17 protein-coding genes are annotated in these 19,025 nt (G+C 70.4%); 5 read left to right on the top strand and 12 right to left on the bottom strand.

Annotated features, from left to right (window positions below):
• Positions 1 to 12: 12 nt before the first annotated feature.
• Genes ABT009_RS42930 through ABT009_RS42895 form a run of 8 tightly spaced genes read right to left on the bottom strand, consistent with a single transcriptional unit; the run spans position 13 to position 8,794 of the window.
• Positions 13 to 1,134 (bottom strand): CaiB/BaiF CoA transferase family protein, encoded by a 1,122-nt coding sequence (locus ABT009_RS42930; protein ID WP_351307351.1) that lies wholly within the window; start codon positions 1,132 to 1,134, stop codon positions 13 to 15.
• Between the two features lie 2 nt (positions 1,135 to 1,136).
• Positions 1,137 to 1,901 (bottom strand): crotonase/enoyl-CoA hydratase family protein, encoded by a 765-nt coding sequence (locus ABT009_RS42925; protein ID WP_351307348.1) that lies wholly within the window; start codon positions 1,899 to 1,901, stop codon positions 1,137 to 1,139.
• A gap of 2 nt (positions 1,902 to 1,903) precedes the next feature.
• Positions 1,904 to 3,205: an FAS1-like dehydratase domain-containing protein gene (locus tag ABT009_RS42920; protein WP_351307345.1), complete on the bottom strand. Its 1,302-nt coding sequence runs from the start codon at positions 3,203 to 3,205 to the stop codon at positions 1,904 to 1,906.
• Entirely contained in the window at positions 3,202 to 4,713 is a 1,512-nt protein-coding gene (locus ABT009_RS42915) for a class I adenylate-forming enzyme family protein (RefSeq protein ID WP_351307342.1), read from the bottom strand. The genes ABT009_RS42920 and ABT009_RS42915 overlap by 4 nt, the downstream gene beginning before the upstream one ends.
• A gap of 4 nt (positions 4,714 to 4,717) precedes the next feature.
• Positions 4,718 to 5,866, bottom strand: coding sequence for an acyl-CoA dehydrogenase family protein (locus ABT009_RS42910; protein ID WP_351307339.1), 1,149 nt, complete (start codon positions 5,864 to 5,866; stop codon positions 4,718 to 4,720).
• A complete protein-coding gene (locus tag ABT009_RS42905; protein WP_351307336.1) occupies positions 5,857 to 6,330 on the bottom strand; it encodes a VOC family protein in 474 nt (157 codons plus the stop codon). The genes ABT009_RS42910 and ABT009_RS42905 overlap by 10 nt, the downstream gene beginning before the upstream one ends.
• A 6-nt stretch (positions 6,331 to 6,336) precedes the next feature.
• On the bottom strand, positions 6,337 to 7,536 hold the full coding sequence (locus ABT009_RS42900) for a cytochrome P450 (RefSeq protein ID WP_351307333.1): 1,200 nt from the start codon (positions 7,534 to 7,536) through the stop codon (positions 6,337 to 6,339).
• Positions 7,537 to 7,561: 25 nt separating this feature from the next.
• Positions 7,562 to 8,794 (bottom strand): CaiB/BaiF CoA transferase family protein, encoded by a 1,233-nt coding sequence (locus tag ABT009_RS42895; RefSeq protein WP_351307330.1) that lies wholly within the window; start codon positions 8,792 to 8,794, stop codon positions 7,562 to 7,564.
• Between the two features lie 102 nt (positions 8,795 to 8,896).
• On the opposite strand from ABT009_RS42895, the gene ABT009_RS42890 reads away from it, so the two are divergent.
• Both ABT009_RS42890 and ABT009_RS42885 read left to right on the top strand, forming a co-directional pair.
• Positions 8,897 to 10,216 carry an acyl-CoA dehydrogenase family protein gene (locus tag ABT009_RS42890; RefSeq protein ID WP_351307327.1) on the top strand — a complete coding sequence of 440 codons (1,320 nt, stop codon included), beginning with the start codon at positions 8,897 to 8,899 and terminating at the stop codon, positions 10,214 to 10,216.
• Positions 10,213 to 10,989 (top strand): SDR family NAD(P)-dependent oxidoreductase, encoded by a 777-nt coding sequence (locus ABT009_RS42885; protein ID WP_351307324.1) that lies wholly within the window; start codon positions 10,213 to 10,215, stop codon positions 10,987 to 10,989. The genes ABT009_RS42890 and ABT009_RS42885 overlap by 4 nt, the downstream gene beginning before the upstream one ends.
• A 28-nt stretch (positions 10,990 to 11,017) precedes the next feature.
• Here ABT009_RS42885 and ABT009_RS42880 read toward each other — a convergent pair whose 3' ends face one another.
• The 3 genes from ABT009_RS42880 to ABT009_RS42870 are packed head-to-tail and all read right to left on the bottom strand — an operon-like array spanning position 11,018 to position 13,908.
• Positions 11,018 to 12,052, bottom strand: coding sequence for a phosphotransferase family protein (locus tag ABT009_RS42880; protein WP_351307321.1), 1,035 nt, complete (start codon positions 12,050 to 12,052; stop codon positions 11,018 to 11,020).
• Positions 12,049 to 13,584, bottom strand: a complete 1,536-nt coding sequence (locus tag ABT009_RS42875; protein ID WP_351307318.1) for a class I adenylate-forming enzyme family protein — start codon at positions 13,582 to 13,584, stop codon at positions 12,049 to 12,051. Before ABT009_RS42875 ends, ABT009_RS42880 begins: the two co-directional genes overlap by 4 nt.
• Before the next feature lie 15 nt (positions 13,585 to 13,599).
• On the bottom strand, positions 13,600 to 13,908 hold the full coding sequence (locus ABT009_RS42870; RefSeq protein WP_351307315.1) for a hypothetical protein: 309 nt from the start codon (positions 13,906 to 13,908) through the stop codon (positions 13,600 to 13,602).
• A 101-nt stretch (positions 13,909 to 14,009) separates the two neighbouring features.
• Between ABT009_RS42870 and ABT009_RS42865 the strand changes: the two genes are divergently transcribed.
• Both ABT009_RS42865 and ABT009_RS42860 read left to right on the top strand, forming a co-directional pair.
• On the top strand, positions 14,010 to 14,783 hold the full coding sequence (locus ABT009_RS42865) for an enoyl-CoA hydratase/isomerase family protein (protein ID WP_351307312.1): 774 nt from the start codon (positions 14,010 to 14,012) through the stop codon (positions 14,781 to 14,783).
• 76 nt (positions 14,784 to 14,859) lie between these two features.
• Positions 14,860 to 15,870 carry an LLM class flavin-dependent oxidoreductase gene (locus tag ABT009_RS42860; RefSeq protein ID WP_351307309.1) on the top strand — a complete coding sequence of 337 codons (1,011 nt, stop codon included), beginning with the start codon at positions 14,860 to 14,862 and terminating at the stop codon, positions 15,868 to 15,870.
• Between the two features lie 68 nt (positions 15,871 to 15,938).
• Here ABT009_RS42860 and ABT009_RS42855 read toward each other — a convergent pair whose 3' ends face one another.
• Entirely contained in the window at positions 15,939 to 17,198 is a 1,260-nt protein-coding gene (locus ABT009_RS42855) for an amidohydrolase family protein (RefSeq protein ID WP_351307306.1), read from the bottom strand.
• 248 nt (positions 17,199 to 17,446) lie between these two features.
• Here ABT009_RS42855 and ABT009_RS42850 point away from each other — a divergent pair, with 248 nt between their 5' ends.
• Positions 17,447 to 18,925, top strand: a complete 1,479-nt coding sequence (locus ABT009_RS42850; protein WP_351307303.1) for an aldehyde dehydrogenase family protein — start codon at positions 17,447 to 17,449, stop codon at positions 18,923 to 18,925.
• Positions 18,926 to 19,025: the final 100 nt, after the last annotated feature.

Raw genomic sequence — 19,025 nt, 5'->3', positions numbered from 1 at the left:
AGCTCCTTGAGGTCAGTCGGAGAACTGCACGGCTGCGTCGACTCCCCAGTCCCGGAATACGGCCCGGGTGTCGGCGCCGACCGTCGGTGCCACGCGGCCCGCGCTCGACGGGGTCGCCGAGAATCGGGGCGCGGCGGCGGGCTGGACCACTCCGTCGCGGGCGAAGAGGCTTCCGCGCGCGGCCAGATGCGGGTGAGCGGCCGCCTCCGTGAGACTCAGGACGGGCGCCACACAGGCGTCGGTGCCCTCGAACAGCTGCGCCCACTCGTCCCGGGTGCGCTCCGCGAAGCGTTTGGCCAGCAGCTGCCGCAGCTGCGGCCAAGTCGACCGGTCGTGCTGCCGGTCCGGGTCGACGTCCAGGTCGAGCAGTTCGACCAGGCGTCGGTAGAACTTGCGCTCCAGCGCGCCGACGGCCACATGGCGGCCGTCCTTGGTCTCGTACACGGAGTAGAAGGGCCACCCGCCGTCGAAGCGGTTGGTCCCCCGCTCGTCGCTCCACTCGTCGCGCGCGAGCTTGGCGAAGGTGCTGGCGAGGAGGTGGGCGGTGCCGTCGACGATGGCCGCGTCGACGACCTGGCCGCGGCCAGTGCGGGCGGCGGCGTGCAGGGCAGCCAGTACGCCGATCACGAGGTAGCAGCCGCCGCCCCCGAAGTCGCCGACGAGGTTCAACGGAATCTGCGGCGGGCCGTCCGCGTCCCCGATGGCGCCGAGCGCGCCCGTCAGCGCGATGTAGGTGATGTCGTGTCCGGCCGCGGCGGCGAGCGGCCCCTCCTGACCCCAGCCGGTCATCCGGCCGTAGACCAGACGCGGGTTGCGGGCCAGGCAGTCGTGGGGTCCGATGCCCAATCGTTCGGTGACGCCGGGACGGAATCCCTCGATCAACACGTCGGCGCGCTCGATGAGTTGGAGAAGTGCGACGGTCGCCGCCGGGTCCTTCAGGTCGAGTACGACCGACCGCTTGCCCCGGTTGAGCACGTCCGCAGGTCCGCCCGCGTCCGGTTCGCCCGCCCGCCCGGGCCGGTCCACGCGGACGACCTCCGCCCCGAGGTCGGCCAGGAGCATCCCGGCGAACGGCCCCGGTCCGATGCCGCCGAGTTCGACGACCCGGCAGCCGGCGAGGGGTCCAGCCGTCATGGTCACCGTCCCTTCCAGACCGGCGACCGCTTCTCCGCGAACGCCGCCGCCCCTTCCCGGGCGTCCTGCGACTGGAACACCGGCTCGGCGATGTCGAACTGCTTGCCCCACGCCTCCTCGAGCGTCCAGTCGGCAGTGGAGCGTGCGATCTGCTTGGTCGCCGCGACCGCCAGGGGCCCGTTCGCGGCGATAGTCGCGGCGAGTTGCAGTGCGCCGTCGAGCGCGCCGCCCTCGTCGGTGAGCCGGTTGACCAGGCCGTACGCGGCGGCTCGTTCGGCGTCGATCGGTTCGCCGGTCAGCAGCAGTTCCAGGGCGATCGCGTATGGGATCCGGCGCGGCAGATGGAGTGCGGCGCCCGCGCGGGCGACCAGCGACCGTTTCACCTCGGGCACGCCGAGCCGTGCCGTGCGGGCGGCGACGACGAGGTCGCAGGCCAGCAGCAGTTCGAACCCGCCGGCCAGGGCCCAGCCCTCGACGGCGGCGATCAGCGGCTTGCGCGGCGGCGTCATGCTGATGCCGCACAGTCCACGGCCCTCGATCGCGGGCGTCTCCCCCCGGAGCCACGCCTTTAGGTCCATCCCCGCCGAGAACGTGCCGCCCGCCCCGGTGAGCACGCCCGCCCGCAAGTCGTCCGACTCGTCGAGCTCGTCCACCGCGGCCGCCACTCCGGCGGCGACCCCCGCGTCCAGGGCGTTCTTCACCGCGGGACGGTTGATCGTGATGACCTGGACCGCGCCACGGCGCTCCACCAGCACCTCGTCCGACACGCCTACCTCCTCGAATCGTGCACTTGATCGCCGGTCACGGCGAATCGGGCCACTTCATGCGTGACCATGCCGTCCAGGTCCTCGGCAGGCGGTGCCGGGAGTTCGACAGCGCGGTCACGGGTCGGCAGCAGGACGACCGCCGTGCCGGGGGTGGTGACCTCACCCCGCTGGTTCTCGCACCGCACCTCGACGTGCACCTCGGCCCGCCCGTCCACCTGCCGTTTGTCGACGACCGTGCCGCGTACCCATGTCGTGTCGCCGAGGTAGTTGAACCTGCGGTGCTCACAGCGCAGTTTCCACAGCCAGCCGTCGTCGCCGATCCAGTCGGTCAGCAGATGGCACAGCCAGGTCTCACGCATGCCCCCGTAGTCGTAGGGGTTGGGCAGGCCCAACTCCCGCGCCCGTTCCGGCTCCCAGTGCAGACGCTGCACGGTGTCGGGGATGTTCAGCGGGTTCGGCGGGTACAGGCCGGGCGCCTTGCGCCGGACCCTCGCGGCGATCCCGAACGCCCCGGGCGGGGTGAGCTGCATGCCCCAGCCCAGGTGCCAGACGACCACGTCGGTGGTGGTCAGCGGCCCCTTCACCCGGGGTTGGAGCTCCTCGCCGACCTCGACGTCCTCCCAGTACCGCGGCTGGGCGCCGCGTCGGCTCTCGGCCGCGTACGCCGCGTCGATCTCGGCGAGTTGCCCGGGACTGTAGGGCTCTTGGACGAGTTGCTCCCTGCCCCTCTTCTTCGAGGTGTGCCGCTCGGCGTTGATCCACGTGCCGCGCCTGAGGGCGTGCATCTCGCCGCGCCCGTTGGCGTAGAGGTAGTCGCGGACTACGTGCGCGGAGCGCCCGCCGAAGCTGCTGGGCTTGAGGTGTACGCCCACCTGGGTCTGCAACACCCGGCAGCGGTCGCCGAGTTGCAAGGGGCGCCACCACTCGAACTCCATCACCGCCTGGTAGGAACCGAGCCCGGCGAAGGGGTCGCCCTTGAGCAGCGCCTTGGTCTCGGCGTCCGGCGTCGGGGCGGCGTCCTCTCCCATCGAGTAGAGGAAGGTGGGCGGTGCGACGAGCGAGCCCCAGCGGGTGCCGGCCGCGTAGTCCGGGTCGCAGTAGAGGGGGTTGTCGTCGCCGTAGCCGTACGCGAAGTGGCGTACGCCGTCCCAGGTCACCTCGTAGTTGTGCGGGGGGTTGTGCTGGGGCTGGGGCACGCCGAGGCGGCGACGGGAGCGCTCGACCGCCTCGTCTGTCAGCACGCCGAAGGTCTCGGCGGACTTCTCCGCCATCTTCTCGGCGGTCTGCTCCTGCGTGTCCGTCATCGCTGGTCCTCCTTGACACGGTCCTGCTGTGCGATCCGGGCGCGGACGAGGTCGAGGAGTTCCACGCGGCTGACCTTGCTCGACGGGGTCCGGGGCAGTGCGTCCAGGACGACGATGTGCGCCGGCACCTCGTACGGGGTGAGCCGGCCGCGGCAGAGGGCGACGAGTTCGGCGGTATCCGGGGCGGGCTGCTGCGTCTCGACCTCGACCGCCGCGACCGGCACCTCGCCCAGCCTCGCGTCCGGCAGCCCCGCCACGGCCGCCTCCCGCACGGCCGGGTGCGTCTCCAGGACGCGTTTGACCGTTTCCGGCTGCACCTTGAAGCCGCCGCGGATGATGGCGTCGTCCGCGCGTCCCTCGATCCAGACGAACCGGTCAGCGTCGATTCGGGCCAGATCGCTGGTCCGCACCCACGCCCTGCCGCCCCGCGTGCTCTGCTCGGTACGGACCTCCAGTCGGCCGGTCCTGCCTACCGGCAGCTCGGCCCCGTCCTCACCAATCACCCGCAGTTCGACGCCGTCGAAGGCGCGCCCGGCGCTGCCCGCCTTCCGCTGCCACCACCGCTCGTGCAAAGGCAGCGTCCAGCCGACCACCGCTCCCGCGAACTCGGTGGCCCCGTAGGTCATCAGGACGGGGATGCCGTACGTACGGAAGAACGCGTCGGCGAGTTCGGCCGGGCAGGGCGCGGTACCGGAGGTGACGACCTGCAGGCCGGCCAGCCGCTCCTTCGGCACGCCCGCGTCGAGTACGGCGCGGATGGCCGCCGGTACCAGGCTCGCCGCCCGCAGCCGGTGTCGCTCCACGGCGCTCACCCAGGGTTCTACGGCGAACTTGGGCATCAGGAGCATGCGGCGCCCGGTCGCGAGACATGCGAGCGCCCGCCACAGTCCGCCGATGTGCACGAGCGGTGCGGCCACGAGTGCCGCCGACCGCGACAGCAGCCTTTCGGGCTTCGGGGTCTGGCCGCCGGAGACGAGCGCCTGGTCGAGCTGGCCGATGCGCAGGTGGACGCGTTTCGGGGGGCCGGTGGTGCCGGAAGTGAGCATCTCCACGGCGACGCCGGGGTTCGCCGGGGCCTCGGCGGGTGCCGTGCCACCCGCGGGCCGCAGGGTGCCGTCCGTGCCCAGTTCCAGGGCCGCTCCGTGAGCGGTCACCGCTCCCAGGACGCCTTCGCGGGCCAGGGGTTCGGCGCCGGAGACGACCACGGGCAGCTCACAGCGGGCGATGTCCGCCACGAGCCGCGCGGCCGGCTGCAACGGACTCAGCATCACCAGGCAGCGTCCGGAGGCGATCACCGCGGCGACCACGGCGACGTGCTCGGGCCGGTTCTCGAGTACGACACCGACGCGGGCGCCGGCCCCCAGCCCCGCCGCGTCCAGCGCCTCGACGACCTGCCGGGCGGTCTGCTGGACCTGGCCCCACGTCCACCACTCCCCGTGGTGTTCGATCGCCTCGGCGTCTGCGGCTGCTTCGGCCAGCAGCCGGGACAGGCGGTCGCGAATTCCCACGTGATCAGCCCTTCGTCGCCGTGGCTACAGAGATTCCGACCAGTTCGGCCAGCCGCCCCCGGTGCGTCGCCGGGCTGCCGAAGAGCTGCTCGGACGACTTCGCGCGTTTCAGGTAGAGGTGCGCGTCGTGCTCCCACGTGTAGCCGATGCCGCCGTGGATCTGGATGTTCTCCTTGGCCGCGTGGGTGAAAGCGTCCGCGCAGTACGCCGCGGCGAGCGCCGCGGACACCGGTAGTCCGCCCGCCCCCTGGTCGGCCCCCTCGGCCGCCACGGACATCGCGTGGTACGCCGCCGACCGGGCGGCCTCGACCTTCAGCAGCATGTCGGCGCACTTGTGCTTGACCGCCTGGAACGACCCGATGGGACGGCCGAACTGCACCCGCACCTTCGCGTACTCCACCGCCGTGTCCAGACACGCCTGCGCCCCGCCGACCTGTTCGGCGGCCAGCGCCACGACCGCGAGGTCGAGCACCGTGCGCAGATACGCGGTGGCGTCCCCCTCCGGGCCGACCCGCAGCGCCGGGGCGTCGTCGAGGTCGATGCGCGCCAGCCGCCGCGTCGGGTCGAGCGTCTCCAGGCGGGTGCGGCTCACTCCGGTCGCCCCGCTGTCGATGGCGAACAGTCCGGGGCCGGCGTCCGCGCGAGCCACGACGAGGAGCAGGTCGGCGCTGTGACCGTCAATGACGAACATCTTCGTGCCCGACACTCGCCAGCCAGCGTCGACGCGGACGGCCTCGGCCGCCACGTCCTCGACGTTCCATGACCCGCTCTCCTCGGCCAGCGCCAGCGTGCCGGTCAGCGAGCCGTCGGCGATCGCGGGCAGCCAGCGGGCCTTCGCCGTGCCGTCGCCGGACACTGCAAGGGCCTGTCCGGCGAGGGCCACAGTGGCGAGGTACGGCGAGGGCAGCAGGGCCCGCCCCAGTTCCTCCAGAACGATCCCCAGCTCGACGGGGCCGCCGAAGCCGCCGTACTCCTGCGGCAACGCCAGCCCGTGCAGGCCGAGTTGGCTGGCCATCTGCTGCCACAACTGCGGATCGTGCCCCTCGTCGGACTCCATCCAGCGGCGCACCGCCGCGTTCGGCGACTTGTCCGCCACGAAGCGGCGCAGCGTCGCACGGAGCTCCTCCTGCTCCTCGGTGAACGTCAGTGCCACGCCGGCGCCTTCGAGCGCAGGTAGGCATCGAAGTCCGGCATCCGGGCTCGGTCCACGATTTCGATCCGTACGCCGGAGGGATCCAGGTGGTAGGCGAAGATCGACGGCGTGCCGTCGACGATCGCGCAGGCCTCCAGGGGGAATCCCGCCTCCTCGAGCCGCTTGGACGTCGTCGGGATGTCGTCGCAGAAGTAGCCGAGGTGGTGGGTCGCGATGCGTTCGGCCGCCGTCCAGGGGGTTCCAGGGACCTCCTGCACAAGTTCGATGTGCGGCGCCTCGAGCGAGTACGCGTAGCGCAGCCGCAGGGGGCGTTCACCGTCGGCCAGGCGGACCTGTACGTCGCCGGTCATGGTCTCGGTCCAGCGGTAGCCCGCGACCTCGCTCATCCGGGCCTTCCATGCCTCGATGTCCGGGACCACGATCCCGGTGTGGTACAGATCCGTCGCGCTGAGGGGATGGGTCATTCCCGATCACCACTCCAGACGCAGCGATTTGATGCCGTACATGTTCCCGTGCTGCCACAGCTCCTGGCCGGGGGCGACCCGGTAGTCGGGGATCCGCCGGTGCCACTCCTCGACCGCAACGTTGAGTTCGAGGCGGGCCAGGTGCGAGCCCAGGCACCGGTGCGGGCCGGAGCCGAACGCGATGTGGTTGGTGGCCTTGCGGTGCAGGTCCACCTCCAGCGGATTGTCGTACCGCTCGGGGTCGCGGTTGGTGACCGCGAGCGGGAGCATCACCATCTCGCCCGTCTTGACCGGGCAGCCGCCGATCTCGACGTCCTTCGTCGCTTTGCGCGCCGGGACGACGAACGAGTAGACCCGCAGGATCTCCTCGACCCCGGTGGGGATGAGCGAGGGGTCGGCGAGGATCTCCGTCCGCTGCTCGGGATGCGTGGCGAAGTGGTACAGCGCCCAGCCGATGGAGATCGGGACCGTGTCGAAGCCGGCCTGGAACATCAGGATGCAGAAGGCGTGCATGTCCCGGTCATTGATCGGCTCGCCGTCGATCGTCCAGGTCATGGCATGGGAGAGCAGGTCGTCCCGCGGCGTCTTGCGGCGCAGGGCGATCTGTTCCTCGAAGTACGCCGACACCTCCCGCATGGCGGTCATCTGCCGGGCGCCGTCCGGGTCCTCGCCGTGCGAGAGGTGCAGCAGCTCGTGGGTCCACGCGAGGAAGGTGGGCAGGTCCTCCTCGGGTAGACCCATCAGGCGCATGAAGATCAGGGTCGGGAAGCGGCGCGCGAACTCGTCGAGCACGTCGGCGCCGTCGCGGCCTTTCAGCTCGTCGATCATCTCCGCCGCGACCTGACGGATCTCCGGCTCCCGGGCGGCGACGGCGCTCGGGGAGAAGTAGCGGCCGAGGAGGCGACGCCATACGGAGTGTGTAGGTGGGTCCAGCATCTCGGGGATCCACAGGAACTTCGGGTCCGGTTCGAGCGCGGTCACCGACTTGTTGGAGAAGGTTCGCCAGTCCTGGAGTGCCTTCTGCACGGCGGGGCCGTCCGTGACAACCCAGTAGCCGCGGGCGATGGTGCTGCGGAAACCGGAGTGGGTGCCGGCCATCTCGTCCCAGCGCTCCTGGTGGCTGAGGACCGGGCCGCCGAGCCGGTTGTCGAAGTGGTAGGCGGGCACCCCGTCGTGGGTTCCGTCGGGGTCAATCGTCGTACTCATCACGGCTCCTTTCGTCATACGTCCGTCAGGTCGCCGCGCCGTCGATCTTGAGCGCGATGAGCTCGTCCTCGCTCAGGCCGAGGGAGCGCAGGACCTCGTCGGTGTGTTCCGCGAACTGGGGTGCCCGGGTGAGGCTGACCGGGGTCTCGTCGAACTGGACGGGGTTGGTGACCAGTTCGCGGTCGACACCGTCGGCGTCCACGACGGGGGCGATGAGACCGTTGGCGCGCAGGGCGGGATCCTGGCCGACCTCCCAGGCGTTCTGTACTGCCGCCCACTGGCCCTCGCCCCGGGAGAGGATCTCGACCCACTCCGCATAGGGGCGGGACGCGATGAGGTCGGCGACTATGTCGGCGGCCTGGGCGGCATTCGCCATCAACTTCTCGGTGCTGTCGAAGCGTTCGTCGGCGCCAAGCTCCTCGCGGCCGGCCAACTTGCAGAACTCCACCCAGTACCGGCCGGGTTGCAGCATCGACAGTTCGATCCACCGGCCGTCCGAGGTGCGATAGGCGCCGATGAGCGGATTGGTGACCGAACCGTGCCGGGGCGGTGTGTTCACCGGGAGCGGGCCGCCAGTCATCAATGCGAGGTTGACGGTGAACTGGGTCGCCCAGGCACCGACACCGACCAACGACACGTCCACGACGGATGGTTCACCGGTCGTGGCACGGGAGTAGAGGGCGGCGGCGATACCCCCTGCGATCGTCATGCCGCCCATCGAGTCGCCGTAGGCGCCGGCCGGCATCCGGGTCATCCGGTCCGCACCGGGCGGGGTGACACCGGCGGCGCTTCCACCACGCGCCCAGAAGGCCGTGCTGTCGTAGCCGCCCTTGCCCGCCTCGTCCCCGCGGGTGCCGAAGCCGCTGCCTCGGACGTAGATGATGTCGGGGTTGATCGCCCGGACGTCCTCCACGTCGATCCGGAGCTTCGCCCGTGCCTCGGGCAGGAAGTTCGTGAGGAACACGTCGCTGTTGCGGATCAGTTCCTCCAGCACGGGGCGTGCGGACGGCTTCTCCAGAGCAAGGCCGACGCTGCGTTTCCCGCGGTTGGGTCCCTCCACGATCGGGAAGAACGACGACCCCTTGCTGGCGGCCTCGTACCCGAGCACCCGGACCAGCCCGCGCTGGGCGTCGCCACGTTCGGCGTGCTCGATCTTGATCACGTCGGCACCCCAGTCGGCGAGCACGGCGCCCGCCGCCGGGACGAAGGTGAACTGGGCGACTTCGAGCACCCGCACGCCCTCCATCGGCCTCTGCATCGGACCAACTCCTCCGCGGCTCATCACTATTGCGCATACCCAATGCGCCGAGTCTGCCCTTGAGTATGGACCGAGGGCAACAAAAAGTATACTGTTTTCGCCATGCTGGATTTCACGATCGAACCCGAGTTCCAGGCCAAGCTGGACTGGGCGGCGGCCTTCGTACGCGAAGAGGTCGAGCCGCTCGACCTCCTGTTCCCGCACGGCGGTGACCCGTACGACACGCACAACGAGAAGGCCCGCGCGATACTCCGTCCCCTCCAGGACCAGGTCCGGGAACAGGGCCTGTGGGCCTGCCACCTCGGCCCCGAACTGGACGGCCCCGGCTACGGCCAGGTGAAGCTCGCCCTCCTCAACGAGATCCTCGGCCGCTCCTACTGGGCCCCGACGGTGTTCGGCACCGCCGCCCCCGACACCGGGAACGCCGAGATCCTGGCCATGTTCGGCACCGAGGAGCAGAAGGCCCGTTACCTGCAGCCCCTGCTCGACGGCGAGATCGTCTCCACCTTCTCGATGACCGAGCCGCAGGCGGGCGCCGATCCCAAGGAGTTCGTCTGCCGCGCCTGGCGCGAGGGGGACGAGTGGGTGATCGACGGGGAGAAGTGGTTCTCCTCCAACGCCCGGTACGCGGCCTTCCTGATCGTCATGGCCGTCACTGATCCGGACGCACCGCCGCACAGGCGCATGTCGATGTTCATCGTCCCGGCCGAGACACCCGGAATCGAGATCAAGCGCAACGTCGGCACGATGGACGAACGCGACGGCCTCGACGAGGGCATCCACGCCTACATCCGCTACCACCAGGTCCGGGTGCCGCTCGACGCCATGCTCGGTGGCCCCGGTGAGGGCTTCAAGGTCGCCCAGGCCCGCCTCGGCGGCGGCCGGGTGCATCACGCGATGCGTACGGTGGGCAAGTGCACGCGGGCCTTCGACATGATGTGCGAGCGGGCGCTGTCCCGCCGTACGCAGGGCACCCTGCTGGCCGAGAAACAGGCGGTGCAGCAGTTCATCGCGGACTCGTGGGTGGAGCTGCAGCAGTTCCGGCTGCTCGTCCTGCACACCGCCTGGATCATCGACACCCAGCCGCACGGCGCCGCCCGCACCCAGATCGCCATGTGCAAGGTCCAGACGGCCAAGGTGCTGCACGACATCATCCAGCGGGCAGTGCATCTGCACGGCTCGCTCGGCACCACCAACGAGCTCCCGCTCGCCAAGTGGTGGATGGCAGCGCCGAACCTCGCCCTCGCCGACGGCCCGACCGAGGTGCACCGCACCACGATCGCCAAGCAGCTGCTGAAGAACTACCAGCCGGCCGAGGGGCTTTTCCCCAGCGAGCACATCCCGCCGAAGCTGGAGGCGGCCCGCAAGCGATACGCGCACATCATCAACGACGACAGCCTCAGCGGCAGGGTGGACGAATGACCGACGGGCGCAACGACAAGTCCATCGCCCCGGCCGACCTGTTCGACCTGTCCGGCAAGGTCGCGCTCGTCACCGGCGGCAGCCGGGGCCTGGGCCTGGAGATGGTGCGCGCCTTCGCCACCGCGGGCGCCGACGTGGTGATCGCCAGCCGCAAGCTCGACGCCTGCGAGACGGTCGCGGCGGAGGTCCGCGACCTGGGCCGGCGCGCCCTGCCGGTCGCCGCGCACGTGGGCCACTGGGACGACCTCGGCCGGCTGGCCGACACCGCGTACGAGGAGTTCGGGAAGGTCGACGTCCTCGTCAACAACGCCGGCATGTCGCCGCTGGCGCCCTCGTCGTCTGAGACCAGCGAGGAGCTGTTCGACAAGGTGATCGGGGTCAACTTCAAGGGCCCGTTCCGGCTGGCCTCGCTGATCGGACAGCGGATGGCCGAGGGCGACGGCGGCTCGATCATCAACGTCTCTTCCTCGGGAGCGCTGTTCCCGCAGCCGCGGTTCGGCCCGTACGCCGGTGCCAAGGCCGCGCTCAACACGCTCACCACCGTCTTCGCCTTGGAGTACGGCCCGAAGGTGCGCGTCAACACCATCTCGGCCGGCCCGTTCCTCACCGACATCTCCAAGGCCTGGTCGGAGGAGAAACGTCAGACCACGCGCAGCGCGGTCGGCCGGCCGGGACGGCCGGAGGAGATCATCAGCACGGCGCTGTACCTGGCGAGCGACGCCTCCAGCTACACCACCGGGTCGCTGATCCGGGTGGACGGCGGGCTGTACTGAGGGCACCCGGGGGGGGCGATGGAACTGCTCAGGCTCGTCGCCCGAGCAGTTCCATCGCCTCCTCCAGCAGCACCGGCAGCGCGGGCAGCATGCGCCGGTGCATGTCGGTCAGCTGACCGGCCTTCCGGCCGCGCTTGATCAGCAGTGCGGTCGCGGCGGACTCCTTGTACTTCGTCAACGCCTCGAACCAGGGCAGGTCCGGCAGCGCCGCGCCCCGCGCCTCCTGGTAGGCGTCGATCAGCTCCGCCTTCCCCGGCATCCCGGTCGGCTCCTGCGACGGGGACGCCGGGTGGCGGGCCTCGTCGGTGAAGAAGGTCAGCCAGGTGATGTCGACCCGGGGATCGCCGAGCGACCAGATCTCCCAGTCGATGACCGCGTTGACCGAGTCTCCGTCGCACAGCGTGTTGCCGAGCCGGTAGTCGCCGTGGGTGAACACCGGCATCATCGCGGCGGGCATGGTGGCGCGCAGCCGTGCCTCGACCGCCTCGTAGCCGGTGCGCAGGTCCTCGGGAACGGTCGTGAACGCCCGGGTCCAGCGGTCGATCTCGGCGCCGGGCGTGACGACGGGCTCCACGGCCAGGGCGGTTCTCTTGGGGTCCACGCGGTGCAGGTGGGCGAGCATCCGGGCCGCGTCGAGGGCACGGGCCCGTACCTGCCCGGCGGGAACGGTCCCCCGGGGCACGAGCACCGGCTCCACGCAGTCCCCGGGCACCAACTCCATGGCCACGAAGGGCTGGCGGGCCGTCGGCGCACCCTTGTCGCAGAACAGCACCTTCGGCACCCGTACCCCTGGCACGCCCGCCAGCAGCTGCATGAGCCGCGCCTGGCGCAGCACGTCCCGATTGCGGACCGGTTCCAGGCCGGGCGGGGCCACCTTGAGGACGACCCGCTCGTACGCGGCCGGGACACCCGCCAGCTCGGCCACGTACGTGAGGCTCGACGTACCGCCGGCGAGCGGCTCGACCGACTCCACCGTGGCGTCGGGAGCCCAGCCGCGGAGCACGACGGCCGTGCGCTGCGTCAACTCCGCGGTCATGTCGGCACTGTTGGCGATAACGCTCATGTCCTCATCCCTGTCGGCCGACGGCCTGGCTGTGTTCGACGGTCAGCGGTCAGCGCCTCGACGATGTCGCGGCGTACGAGCTTGCCGGTCGGCGTGCGGGGCAGTTCACGCCAGCGGGTGATGCGGTCCGGTGTCTTCGAGCCGCGCAGCGTGCCGCGCACCTGCGCGCGCAGGGCGTCCGCGTCGATCGCCACACCGTCGCGCAGGACGACCACCGCCTCGATCCGCTGGCCCCACTCCTCGTCCGGGACGCCGACGACGACGGCGTCGAGCACGTCCGGGTGGCCGAGCAGGACGTCCTCGATCTCGGCGGGCGCGATGTTCTCGGCTCCGCGGATGATCGTGTCGTCGGCCCTGCCCTCGATGTGGAGGTAGCCGTCGGCGTCGACATGGCCCTGGTCGCGGGTGTGGAAGAAGCCCCGCTCGTCGACCACCGAGCCCTGCCCGGCGTACTCCCCCGACACCTGCTCGCCGCGCACCCAGATCTGGCCGTTCTCGCCGGGGGCGACGACCACGCCCGACAGATCGCGGACCTCCAGTTCGACACCCGGCACCGGCAGGCCCGCCGAGCCCAGCCGGGCCCGCACCACGGGATCGTCGCTCGCCACGGCCGTCCGGTGCTCCTGCGGGCCCAGGACGGTGATGGTGGACGAGGTCTCCGTGAGTCCGTAGGCGTTCACGAAGTCCACGTGCGGCCACTCGCGCAGCGCGGTCTCGATGACCCGCACCGGCATCCGGGCTCCGCCGTAGGCGAGCGCGCGCAGCGAGGGCACCGACCGGTCCAGGCCGTCCGTGTCCATGATGCGAGCGAGCATCGTCGGCACCACCATCGCATTGGTGATCCGCTCCTCCCGCACGAGGCCGAGCCAGCCGCCGGGTGTGAACTGCTCCAGGGTCAGGGCCCGGCGTCCGGCGTACAGGTTCGTCAGCACGTTGGAGACGGCGGCGATGTGGTACGGCGGAACGCTCACCAGGGCCGCCTCGTCGGGGTCGGCTCCGGCGAACTCCACCGTGCCGAGCACGTACGACACGAGGTTGTGGTGGCGCAGGACCACTCCCTTCGGCGCGGAGGTCGTCCCGCTCGTGTAGATGAGGACGGCGGGTGAGTCTGACTGCGCCGGATCGTCGCCGGCGGGGAGCCCGGCGTTCTCCGCGGCCTGGGCCAGCCACTCGGCAGGGCTGCGCACCGGCAGTCCGGCACGCCGCAGCGCCTCGCCGTGGTCCGGGTCGGCGATGCCCAGCGCGCGGGGGTGGTTCGCCAGCAGGGCGTCGAGTTGCGCGTCGCCCAGGCGGTAGTTGACCGGTACCAGCGGTACTCCGGCGCGGGCCGCGGCGAACAGCGCGACCGGGAGGGCCGGACCGTTAACCGCGAGGTACACGATCGCGTCGGCGTCGGCCGCGCGCGCCAGGTGCGCCCCGCCGACGGCCAGTTCGCGCAGCCGCCCGGCGGTCAGGCCGTCGTCCGTGCGCCCGATGACGACCCGGTCGCCGAATCCCTCGGCGGCCATGTCCAACAGCATCCCTATGTTCACGGGCCGCCCGTCCCCTCAGTCCGAGGCCGGGAGCGGCTTGGCGCTCTTCATCGGCAGCGGGACGCCGTTCACGGCCAGCGTGCCCGGCCCTGACTTCGTGCACAGGAGCTCGAGACCGAGCTCCTCGTCGGTGTACCGCTTGCCGAGCAGCGCACCGCCCATCAGGTCGGGGTCGGCCGTACCGGCAGCGGACCCCGGCCCGTTCCCCTCGACCATGGCGGCCCCGCCGCACATGATCTCCAGCTCTTCGTCCGGGCACCGCACGACGATCACCGCCGTCGTGTCGACCGTACTGGCGAGCATCTGCCCCACGCGTGGCCTCATCGCAGTGTCCTCCGCGGCTCTCGTGGTACCGAGTTGTGGCACCGAGTAACCAGAGAAAAGTATACTACTTACCTCGATCACGTCGAGAACGGAGCTGCCAGATGGAACTCAAGACCGTCCTGTTCGAGGTGACCGATCACGTCGCCACGATCACTCTCAACCGACCCGAGGTCATGAACGGCTTCAACCAGGAGATGCTGGAGGAGTTCGCCACCCTCTGGCACACCGTCAAGGCCGATGACGACGTGCGTGTCGTCGTGCTGCGTGGCGCGGGTGACCGGGCGTTCTGCACGGGCATGGACGTGAAGGAGGGCATCGACCGCCACCCCAACGTCTGGTCGCAGACCGATCCCGGGGAGTACCTCTCACCAAAGCTCAACCAGGTATGGAAACCCCTGGTGTGCGCGGTGCACGGCATGGCCGCCGGCGGCGCCTTCTACTGGCTCAACGAGGCCGATATCGTGATCTGTTCGGAGGATGCCACGTTCTTCGATCCGCACGTCAGCTACGGACTCACCGCGGCTCTTGAGCCGATCGGCCTCGCCCGGCGCATCCCGCTCGGCGAGGCGCTGCGCATCGCCCTGCTCGGCCTCGACGAGCGCGTGTCCGCCGCGCGCGCCCTGCAGATCGGCCTGGTCAGCGAGGTGCTCCCGCGCGAGCGACTGTGGGACCGGGCCGACGAGATCGCGCGCGTCATCGCCGCCAAACCGCCCGCCGCGATCCAGGGCACCGTCCGCGCGATCTGGGAGTCGCTCGACTCGACACGCACCCAGGCACTGCGCACCGGGTTGTCGTACACCCAGATCGGCAACCCGATCGGGAAGGCCGAGGTCGACCGCTCCTCGGTGCCCCGGGGACAGTGGACACTGCGCTGACCCTCCTCTACCCTCCCCTAAATAAGTGTACTTTTTTACGGGATTTCAGCTTCATGCTGATCATCGGGAGGCTCTCATGCGGTTCGGCATGCCCTGGCCCGGCCGGGACGTCGGAAGGGAGGCCGAGCAGGCCGGTGTCGGCGCCTTCTGCGCCGGGGAGTTCGCCGACCACGACGCCTACCTCACCGTGGCCGACATCGTGGCGAACACCGAACACGCCCTGGCGGGCCCCGCCATCGCCTACGCGTTCGCCCGCACCCCCTATGCGCACGCCACCGCACTGCGCCACCTGCACGCCCAGGCACCGGGCCGGCTGTTCCTCGGCCTGGGCAGTGCGGCGTTCCGGATCAACCGGGACTGGCTGGGCGTACCTCCCGAACGCCCCGTGAACCGGATCGCCGAGACCGTCGGTGCCGTGCGGGCCTGGCTGCACGCGGAGAACGGCGAGAAGGTCCAGTACTCCGGCGAGTTCTACGCGCTCGACGCCGACGTACGCGCTCCGGTGCTCGGCCGGTTGGACATCCCCGTCCTGCTCGCCGCGTTCAACACCCGCATGGCCACCACCGCGGGCCGGACCGCCGACGGTGTCATCGGGCACGGGCTGTTCACCGGCTCCTGGTGGAACGACGTCGTACGGCCCTCCGTCGAACGCGGCGCCACCGGCCGCGATCACATCGACGCGCACTCCCTCGAACACGGCTGGATCATCACGGCGATCGACGACGCCGCGCCCGAACGCGCCATCGCCGACGCCCGGCGCATGATCGCCTTCTACCTCACCGTGAAGACGTACGACCCGTTCGTCGCCCATCACGGCTGGGAAGAGCCCGTCGCACGGCTCCGTGCGGCGTTCCGGGCCGGCGACACGGACGGCATGGAGCGGGCGGTCACCGACGAGATGCTCACCGAGATCGCCGTCTGCGGAACGACCGCCGAGGCGAAGGACACCCTTGCGCGCCGCGTCGGCTCGCTCCCCCGCGACGTCGGCTACTTCGCACCCCCGAGCTTCATGGTGAGCCGTAGGCGCCGCGCCGCCTACGCTCAGGCGTCGCTCGCGCTCATCGGCGCCGTACCGGAAGGGGCCTGACCGACACGCGGACGACACCGGCCCCGGAGCGCTCCCGCTCCGGGGCCGGTGCGCTGCTCGGTGGTGGCTCAGGCACCCTGGGGAACAGGCGCGAGCTTCTTGCTCTTGTCGAAGTGCACGATGTCGGCGAGGGTGCCGCCCAGGATGGCCGCGCGGTCATCGTCAGGAACTCCCTCGAAGTTCTCGGCGATGCACTCGGCGCTGCCGCGGAAGGTGCCCTCCGCGTGCGGGTAGTCGTTGCCCCACATGACCGTCGACAGACCGGTGATGTGGCGGGCCTTTACGGCCGTCGGGTCGTCCGCGAACTGCACGTGGATCTGCCGCTGGACGTACTCGGTGGGCTTGAGCGGGTAGGGCCATTTGTCGTTGATCGCGAACAGCCGTCCCATGGCGGGCTGCTCCTTCGGGGAACGGCTGTCGTCCCAGAAGCCGAGCCACCAGTCGGGGTCCTGGCCGGTGCCGGTCTTCCAGGCCTTGTCCATGTAGCCCATGAAGGAGACCAGCCAGCCGGCCGTGTACTCGATCAGGTTGAAGTGCAGGTCCGGGAAGCGCTCGCACACGCCGCCGCCGACGAGGCTGGCGATGATGCCCTGCGGACCGGCCACGGCCGACCCGACCGCGGCGCCCATGGTCCGGCCAGCCACCATGTCGTCGGTCAGGTTGCCCTTGCCCATGTTCATGGCCGTCATCAGGCCCCGGACGGTCAGCGCCGTCCCGGACACCTCCTCCTTGACCTTCACGCCGCCGGTGGCCACGTGGATGAACACTGGCATCCCGTGTGCCTGGGCCGCCGCCCAGACCGGGTCGTACTCCTTCGAGTAGTACGGCAGGGGCGGGATCTCCGGGAGGAGGATCGCCCCGAGCCCCAGCCGCGCGCACCGCTCGATCTCTGCCACGGCCTCGGGGACGTTGGTGAGCGGGATCGCCGCTGTCGGGCGGAGCCGGTCCTTGTACGACAGGTAGCGCTCGACGAGGTAGTCGTTCCACACGCGCGCGTGCGCCATGGACAACTCGTGGTCGTCGGTGAACAGGACGAACAGCGAGAGGTTCGGGAACATGACCGAGGCGTCGACGCCGTCGAGGTTCATGTCCCGGATGATGTGGTCCGGATCGCCGTCCGGGGTCTCGCCACCGATCTGACGGTACTTGGAGATGGTCCAGCCGTCGAACCCGATGGTGTGCAGCTTCTTGAACTCCGTGTGCCCGCCCGGCACGATCGGCTCCTCGAGCGTGAACTCCTCTTCCCACAGGGCCCGCTCGCGAAGGTGCTTGGGCAGCCGCGTATTGAAGAGATCGACCGGCTCGATGATGTGCGAATCGCCGGACACGACAAATTCCTTGAACACAGGCGGTACCTCTTTCGAACCTCGTCGTTCGTGGCAGAACCGAACCCGCGGATGAGGCCGAAGTTAGCTGTACCGATCGGTCTAGTCAATCATTCAGCATACGGATTAATGGATCAATTGCACCTCGGAAGCTGACAGATCGCCGACTATGGCGCTGACTATGCGCCACAGGGACCAGCAATTAAGTACACTTAACTTGTCCACGTCTGCAGGCGATCAGGAGACGGCACATGGCGACGGCGTTCTCGTTCTCTTCGCAGCTCTACATCGACGGGCGCCGGACCGACGGCCGGTCTGACACCCCGATCCCCGTCCGCAACCCGGCGACCGAGGAGACGGTCGCGGAGGCCCCGGGCTCGTCGCCGGCGGACGTACGCCAAGCTGTCGAAGCGGCCCGGCGCGCCTTCGACGAGGGCCCGTGGCCGCGGATGAGGCCCGCGGAACGGGCCGCCGTACTGCTGCGCATGGCAGAGGAGATGGAGCGCAGACTGCCCGAACTCGTCGCCGTCAACATGGCCGAGGCGGGCTCGGTTCGCGCCCTGGCCGAGACCCTGCAGACCCGGCTCCCGGTGACGCACCTGCGCGACATGGCCGAGCGGGTGATGCCGGCCTTCGCCTGGGAGCGCCCGATGGATCCGACGATCGCGCCGGGCATCGGGATCTCGCAAGGGGTGCTGCGCCGCGAGGCGTTCGGCGTGTGCGCGCTGATCGCCGCCTACAACTTCCCGTTCTTCCTGAGCATGATGAAGGTGATCCCGGCCCTCGCGGCGGGTTGCACCGCCGTACTCAAACCGGCGCCCGCCACTCCTCTGGAGTCCCTGCTGATCGGCGACTTCGCCGACGCCGCGGGACTGCCGCCGGGCGTGCTCAACATCGTGACCGGTGACGTCGAGGCCGGCCGTGAGCTCACCACCCACCCCATGGTGGACCTGGTCAGCTTCACCGGGTCGGACACGGTCGGGCGCATGGTCTACGCCCAGGCCGCGGCCTCCCTGAAGAAGGTCGTCCTCGAACTCGGCGGCAAGTCGGCCAACATCGTCCGCGCCGACGGCGACCTCGACGGCGCCGTCCGGTCGGCGCTCGCCGGCATCACCACCCACGCCGGCCAGGGCTGCTCCCTACTCACCCGCACGCTCGTGCACGAGTCCGTCCACGACGAACTGGTCGACCGGCTGAGCACGGCCCTCGCCGCGGTCAGGGTCGGCGATCCGGCCGACTCGTCCACCACCATGGGTCCGCTGATCAGCGAGGCGCAGCGGGACAAGGTCGAGAAGCTGATCCGGGTCGGCGAGGAGGAGGGTGCGCGTCTCGTCTGCGGCGGCAAACGCCCCGCCGGCCTCGACCGGGGCTACTTCGTAGAACCCACGCTCTTCGCCGACGTCGGCAACGAGATGACCATCGCACGCACGGAGTTCTTCGGTCCGGTCGGGGTCGTCATCCCCTTCAGCACGGACGAGGAGGCGGTACGGATCGCGAACGACAGCCCCTACGGCCTCGCCGGCGCCGTCTGGAGCGCCGACACCGTGGCCGCGTACGAGATGGCGTCCCGCATCCGGGCCGGCGGTGTCACGATCAACGGTGGCAGCGCCGGAGTGAACCCGCGGGCCGCGTTCGGCGGGTACAAGCAGAGCGGACTGGGCCGGGAGTGGGGCGAGTTCGGGCTGGACGAGTACCTGCAGACGAAGACGGTCAGCTGGGCCGCGCGCTGAGCGGTCGGGTGGGGGGGGGGCCCGAGCCGAGAGCGGCCACGACCCCCCCCGCCACCACCAACACCCCCCCCCCCGAGCCGACCCGGCCGGCACACCCACA

It is taken from the genome of Streptomyces sp. NPDC002896, from assembly GCF_040295225.1.
Taxonomy (GTDB): domain Bacteria; phylum Actinomycetota; class Actinomycetes; order Streptomycetales; family Streptomycetaceae; genus Streptomyces.
The sequence above is the reverse complement of the archived record's forward strand: the minus strand, read 5'-3'. Positions and strand labels throughout refer to the sequence as shown.

Coding starts and splice junctions, on each gene's coding strand:
- ABT009_RS42930 (WP_351307351.1), bottom strand. CDS start 1,134: ATGACGGCTGGACCCCTCGCCGGCTGCCGGGTCGTCGAACTCGGCGGC.
- ABT009_RS42860 (WP_351307309.1), top strand. CDS start 14,860: ATGCGGTTCGGCATGCCCTGGCCCGGCCGGGACGTCGGAAGGGAGGCC.
- ABT009_RS42890 (WP_351307327.1), top strand. CDS start 8,897: ATGCTGGATTTCACGATCGAACCCGAGTTCCAGGCCAAGCTGGACTGG.
- ABT009_RS42895 (WP_351307330.1), bottom strand. CDS start 8,794: ATGCAGAGGCCGATGGAGGGCGTGCGGGTGCTCGAAGTCGCCCAGTTC.
- ABT009_RS42850 (WP_351307303.1), top strand. CDS start 17,447: ATGGCGACGGCGTTCTCGTTCTCTTCGCAGCTCTACATCGACGGGCGC.
- ABT009_RS42885 (WP_351307324.1), top strand. CDS start 10,213: ATGACCGACGGGCGCAACGACAAGTCCATCGCCCCGGCCGACCTGTTC.
- ABT009_RS42900 (WP_351307333.1), bottom strand. CDS start 7,536: ATGAGTACGACGATTGACCCCGACGGAACCCACGACGGGGTGCCCGCC.
- ABT009_RS42880 (WP_351307321.1), bottom strand. CDS start 12,052: ATGAGCGTTATCGCCAACAGTGCCGACATGACCGCGGAGTTGACGCAG.
- ABT009_RS42920 (WP_351307345.1), bottom strand. CDS start 3,205: ATGACGGACACGCAGGAGCAGACCGCCGAGAAGATGGCGGAGAAGTCC.
- ABT009_RS42905 (WP_351307336.1), bottom strand. CDS start 6,330: ATGACCCATCCCCTCAGCGCGACGGATCTGTACCACACCGGGATCGTG.
- ABT009_RS42870 (WP_351307315.1), bottom strand. CDS start 13,908: ATGAGGCCACGCGTGGGGCAGATGCTCGCCAGTACGGTCGACACGACG.
- ABT009_RS42865 (WP_351307312.1), top strand. CDS start 14,010: ATGGAACTCAAGACCGTCCTGTTCGAGGTGACCGATCACGTCGCCACG.